Source organism: Microcystis sp. M31BS1 (assembly GCF_020245285.1).
Lineage (GTDB): Bacteria > Cyanobacteriota > Cyanobacteriia > Cyanobacteriales > Microcystaceae > Microcystis > Microcystis panniformis.
Map to the genome: position 1 here is coordinate 1 of NZ_JADBVE010000163.1, position 5,244 is coordinate 5,244.

Consider the following 5,244-nt stretch of genomic DNA (forward strand, 5'->3'; position numbering starts at 1 on the left):
CATCTGGGTAAAGGATATGTTGGTAATGACGTAGGAATGACAAACCCCGTGTAGTTGAGGAGCGGAATGACGAGAAATTGTCACGTTCCGTTTTGTAGAGCAGTAGGAGAGGCGACTCTCTTACTGACTTTAATCATCCTTCAAAAAGGGTTAAGTACCGTAGGGCATACGGGAACTTTTGGGCTAGACCCGATGAACGCTTGGGGAGAGAATACCTCTACTTTTTCAGAAGTAATTCTGTCTAAGCAAGTAATCTCTTTGAACCAAGAATCCCCGTCGCTTTAGCGCGGGGAGTGTCAAAATGGTGAAATATAGGTTGTGCAGACAGAGCGCCATGAAACACACATTATCCGTATTAGTTGAAGATGAAGCGGGAGTCTTAACCCGTATTGCTGGATTATTCGCCCGTCGCGGCTTTAATATTGAAAGTCTGGCTGTGGGTCCGGCTGAACAGATGGGAGTTTCTCGGATTACGATGGTAGTACCCGGGGACGAGGACAGCATCGAACAGTTAACCAAACAACTTTACAAATTAATTAACGTCCTCAAGGTGCAGGATATCACCCAAACCCCTTGTGTGGAAAGGGAATTAATGCTGATTAAAGTTAATGCTACCGCCGAGCGCCGAGCGGAAGTGATCGAATTAGCGCAGGTATTTCGGGCCCGGATTGTGGATATTTCCGAGGAAACCCTGACCATCGAAGTGGTGGGGGATCCGGGTAAAATGGTGGCAATTATGCAAATGCTGAATAAATTTGGCGTTCGCGAGGTGGCCCGTACCGGTAAAATTGCTCTGATTCGCGAGTCGGGAGTCAATACGGAATACCTGAAAGCTTTAGAGGCTAAAATGGCAATTTAGGCATATTGGGGATGAATTGGGGTGTTAGGGTGTTAGGGTGTTAGGGTTTTAGTTGAAATTTACCACTTCCCCACTTCCCCACTTGCCTTCAGAAGCTGATAACTGATAAAAACTATGTCTAACCAGTCGCCGAAAACCCAAATTAGTCAACTTGTCACCGTTGCCGTGCAGAAATTGCAAGGAAAGGTGAATTTTCAGGCGGTAAATCTCAAAAAAGGGGCGATAGTTCCTGAATTACGCCTTAAAAACGAGAATGGCAGCGGGGAAAGCAAATATCCCCTCATTGGTGATCGCTATTTGTTAGGTCGTAGTTCCAGTTCCTGTGATATTACTATCCGTAATACCGTGGTGAGTCAGATTCATTGTTCCCTGCAGCGGGACCCGAAAAATCCCCATAATTTCCTGCTCACAGATGAAAACTCCACTAACGGGGTTTATATGGGTAAACGTCGTCTGAAAAGCGTTTCCCTGCGTCATGGTGATACCTTTACCCTGGCCCCTCCAGATTTAGCCAATTGTGTCACCATCTCCTATTACTGTCCCCCTCCCCTGTGGGCGAAACTTTTGCGCTATGGTTTCTATGGTGCGGGGGGTATTTTCGGTTTATTAGTTCTAGCGGTTATCTGGGAAAGTCGCAGAGTTAATGTTTATCCACTCCCTTCCGGGGTGAGCGGTCCGGTGGTGGTTTATGCTAGGGATGGTCAAACTCCCCTCAATCCCAGGCGACAGGAAACTCACCAAGAATTAGATAATCTGGGCGATTTTTCTCCCTATCTGCCCAAGGCGGTTGTCGCTTCCGAAGATAGTCGTTTTTACTGGCATTTTGGCGTTGATCCTTTCGGGATTGTCCGGGCTGTTATGATTAATTGGCAAGGTCAAGGCATTCGTCAAGGGGCCAGCACCCTGACTCAACAGTTAGCGCGTAGTTTATTCCCCGAAGTCGGTCGCCAAAATACTGCCGATCGCAAACTCCGGGAGATGGTTGTCGCCTTACAATTAGAAGCAGTCTATAGTAAGGATACAATTCTCAAAACCTATCTCAATCGAGTTTATCTCGGTTTGGCCGGTTACGGTTTTGAAGATGCAGCCCGCTTTTATTTCGATAAATCCGCTAGAGATTTAGATATCTCCGAGGCTGCCACCCTTGTGGCTATGTTACCCGCCCCGAATCTATTTAATCCCGTTCAAGATTACGACACTTCCGTACAATTACGCAATCGTGTCATCGATCGCATGGCTCAATTAGGCATGATTTCCCCGGAAGCGGCCGCCAGCGCTCGCAGATCCCGCATTGAAATCAGTCCCCAAGCCAAAAAATCCCTGTCTAGTACGATTGCACCATATTTTTATAGTTACGTTTTCGAGGAATTACAGGATCTTTTAGGGGAAGAAGTGGCGAAAGAGGGCAATTTTATCGTTGAAACCAGTTTAGACCGCCGGCTGCAAGCGATCGCAGAAAAAAGCTTAAAAAATAATGTCTTAAACCAAGGCCCCCGCTATCGATACTCCCAAGGAGCTTTAGTTACCCTAAACAGTCAAACTGGGGAAATTCTCGCTTTAGTCGGGGGAGTTGATTATCAAAAAAGCCAATTTAACCGCGCTATCCAAGCTAAACGTCAACCCGGTTCCACTTTTAAGGTATTTGCTTATGCTGCCGCCCTAGAAAAGGGAATATCGCCCTATAAAACCTATACCTGCGCTGGACTCTCTTGGCAAGGACAGGCCTATTCTCCCTGTGAACGCAGTAGCGGGGCCATCAATATGTTTCAAGGTTTAGCGCAATCGGAAAATAGTGTCGCCCTTCGCATTGCTCGCGAGGCAGGATTAAGTAATGTGGTCAATGTGGCGGAACTTTTGGGGGTAAAATCACCTTTAAATCCCGTACCGGGGCTAATTTTAGGGCAAAGCGAGGTAAATGTCTTAGAAATGACCGGCGCTTATGGGGTTTTTGACCATGGCGGGCGCTGGAATCGTCCCCACGCCATTAAACGCATTCTCGACGCTTCCGACTGTAAAAATGTGGAGGATTTGAGTACCTGTCGGGTTATTTATGACTATGGCAAGGATAGCGAGAGAAATCAGCAGGTAATTTCCCCTAAAACCGCCGAAACGATGAATAGTTTATTGCGGGGGGTGATAACTAATGGGACAGGCGGCGCTGCCAGTATTGGCATGGGAGAAGCGGGTAAAACGGGAACTACTAATAATTATGTGGATCTCTGGTTTATCGGCTATCTTCCCCGTCGCGACTGGGTGACAGGCATTTGGTTAGGGAATGATAATAATTCTCCCACTTCCGGCAGTAGTCAACAGGCAGCCCGGTTATGGGGCGATTATCACCGTCAGTTAATCACTACACAAAACTAATGCCAATAGGACTAGCTACTGTTCCCATTGCCTGTTCCAGAGTTCCCTAAAACCAGAGACTTCGTACCTCACTATCAAGATAACTGCTTTAAACTAATAAGGGTGTCCTAGCCCTAGCTAACACACCCCTACCGATTATTTCTGGTGGTTAATTTTCCCGCAAAAATCAACAATTGTCCGACTCACCGCAGGGGATGGACAGGGATAGATTAGATAACGACAATATTGGCTGCAGTGAGGGTTGGAAAACCAATAAGATTTGCGATTCGAACCGAAGCAACGCCACCAACACCATCTACGTCAAACCATAAAGCACCATTGGCAGTATTGTAGATAAATCTTTGATCTGCAGTAGCAGCGCTATTGATTCCCGCACCAGAACGGAATTGTGCAGTACCCAAAGGACCAGCAGTCAGTCCACCAGCGAAACCAGTGGCGGAAACATTGATAACATCACCTTGAGAGGAGCTAAAACCCGAGATCCAATCAAATCCTTCGCTGGGACTGTTGAAAACAAAATTGTCAGCACCAGCACCACCAGTTAAAGTATCGGTTCCAGCACCACCAACTAAAGTATCGTTTCCATCACCACCGACTAGGCTATCGTTTCCAGTGCCACCGACTAGGCTATCGTTGAACGCACTACCTGTGATGAAATAGGAATCAGTGAGGGGGAGTGGTGCGATCGTACTTACTATTTGCGGACCCGACGCTTTCGTGAAAGTAACACCGCCGGTTGTTAGTTGATAAGTGCCGGCAGTCGAAGCTCTAACAAAGGTAAGGCTATCTGCTGGCAGGGAAAGGGTCGTAGAAAAGCCTCCACCGACCCTGGAAAGGGTTGCTGTGTTATCAGCAACGCCTGCTTTGGCTATTCTCCAAACTGTATCGCCGCCCATACTTAAAAGGCCTAGGGAAGTGAGATTATCGTCGGCAAGGCCTGTTGCTGATATACTAATGGGGACAGTAGGATGGGCGTTCAGGAAAGCGGCAACTGAAGTAGTCACAGCAGGATTGAAAGTAACACCAGAGGTGGAGTCAGCGAATGATATGGTTACAGTGGGCATGATTTTTTCTTTGAATGATTTGTTTGAATTTGAAGAGTCTGATAATCTTCCTCCCGATTATTATATACCAAGAAAAAAAATGCAATCATGTTTGCGAGGCTTGTTTCCTGAATTATTGCTAATGGTTAAGTTTTTATCAATTTTGGGTTAATTTTTGGCTGGGTGTGATATAAATCAGACCAGAAATTAAAGTTAATATCACCGATAGCCAAAAAGCCACCAGAGCAATTAAATTATATTCAGAAGGCAAGGGAGCGATTAAGAGAGCGATAGCGACAATTTGGCTGACTGTTTTGCTTTTTCCCCACCAATTAGCCCCTTTTATGTCGCTATTTCCTGTTAAATTCGGATTAATGCGCCAACCAGCGATCGCTAATTCGCGAGCGAGAATCAAAAATACTCCCCAAGCAGCAATTAAATCCATTTCAATCAGAGCTAAGAGGGGAGCGAGAACCAGTAATTTATCGACCAAAGGATCGAGAAATTTACCTAATTCGGTGATTTGATTTAATTTTCGCGCTAAATAACCATCGAGCCAATCGGTGCTGGCAGCAATCAGAAAGATAATTAAACTTAACCAGCGATCGATTTCTGTGCCTTGGTGCAACCAGTATAAAATTAATGGCAGTCCCAAGAGTCGTGATAGGGTAATCGAGTTGGGTAGGTTCATTTTTCAGTAAACAGTAATCAGTAATCAGCCAACAGTAATCAGGCTCTCTTAGGTTTGGTGGGTAAAATGTATTCTAAGATACATTCCTCCTAGCGAGTGAGTGGAAGGAACCACAAAAACACAAAGGACACAAAGACTGATCGAGGCGTTGCTGAATTAAGCTATGAATCAGTAAGGAATAGGCACTTCTTGAAACTTCAGATAATGAATTAATAAACGAATAGAGTATCCTAACATTTCTGTAGACTTAGAATAGCAGAGTGTTTTGCGATGCAATCGGGCTA

The 5,244-nt window shown here is 45.7% G+C and carries 4 protein-coding genes and 2 pseudogenes; 3 read left to right on the forward strand and 3 right to left on the reverse strand.

Features of this window, described 5'->3' with window-relative positions; genetic code table 11:
- Positions 1 to 135: 135 nt before the first annotated feature.
- From IM509_RS09300 to IM509_RS09310, 3 genes and pseudogenes are all read left to right on the forward strand, one after another.
- Positions 136 to 285, forward strand: a pseudogene (locus tag IM509_RS09300) (RNA-guided endonuclease TnpB family protein); the annotation flags it as partial.
- Positions 286 to 334: 49 nt separating this feature from the next.
- Positions 335 to 859, forward strand: coding sequence for an acetolactate synthase small subunit (gene ilvN / locus IM509_RS09305; protein WP_002743360.1), 525 nt, complete (start codon positions 335 to 337; stop codon positions 857 to 859).
- Between the two features lie 114 nt (positions 860 to 973).
- Complete coding sequence (locus IM509_RS09310; RefSeq protein ID WP_185238036.1) at positions 974 to 3,226, forward strand: PBP1A family penicillin-binding protein; 2,253 nt, start codon at positions 974 to 976, stop codon at positions 3,224 to 3,226.
- A gap of 209 nt (positions 3,227 to 3,435) precedes the next feature.
- Here the strand turns inward: IM509_RS09310 and IM509_RS09315 are convergent, their stop codons facing one another.
- The 3 genes and pseudogenes from IM509_RS09315 to IM509_RS09325 form a co-directional block, all read right to left on the reverse strand.
- Positions 3,436 to 4,290, reverse strand: a complete 855-nt coding sequence (locus tag IM509_RS09315) for a calcium-binding protein (RefSeq protein WP_052276868.1) — start codon at positions 4,288 to 4,290, stop codon at positions 3,436 to 3,438.
- Between the two features lie 136 nt (positions 4,291 to 4,426).
- A complete protein-coding gene (gene pgsA / locus IM509_RS09320) occupies positions 4,427 to 4,960 on the reverse strand; it encodes a CDP-diacylglycerol--glycerol-3-phosphate 3-phosphatidyltransferase (RefSeq protein WP_002759356.1) in 534 nt (177 codons plus the stop codon).
- Between the two features lie 168 nt (positions 4,961 to 5,128).
- A pseudogene (locus IM509_RS09325) lies at positions 5,129 to 5,244 on the reverse strand (IS1 family transposase); the annotation flags it as partial.

What these genes read in the sequence shown, in the direction of transcription:
- ilvN (WP_002743360.1), top strand. Translation starts at nt 335, where the DNA reads ATGAAACACACATTATCCGTATTAGTTGAAGATGAAGCGGGAGTCTTA.
- IM509_RS09310 (WP_185238036.1), top strand. Translation starts at nt 974, where the DNA reads ATGTCTAACCAGTCGCCGAAAACCCAAATTAGTCAACTTGTCACCGTT.
- IM509_RS09315 (WP_052276868.1), bottom strand. Translation starts at nt 4,290, where the DNA reads ATGCCCACTGTAACCATATCATTCGCTGACTCCACCTCTGGTGTTACT.
- pgsA (WP_002759356.1), bottom strand. Translation starts at nt 4,960, where the DNA reads ATGAACCTACCCAACTCGATTACCCTATCACGACTCTTGGGACTGCCA.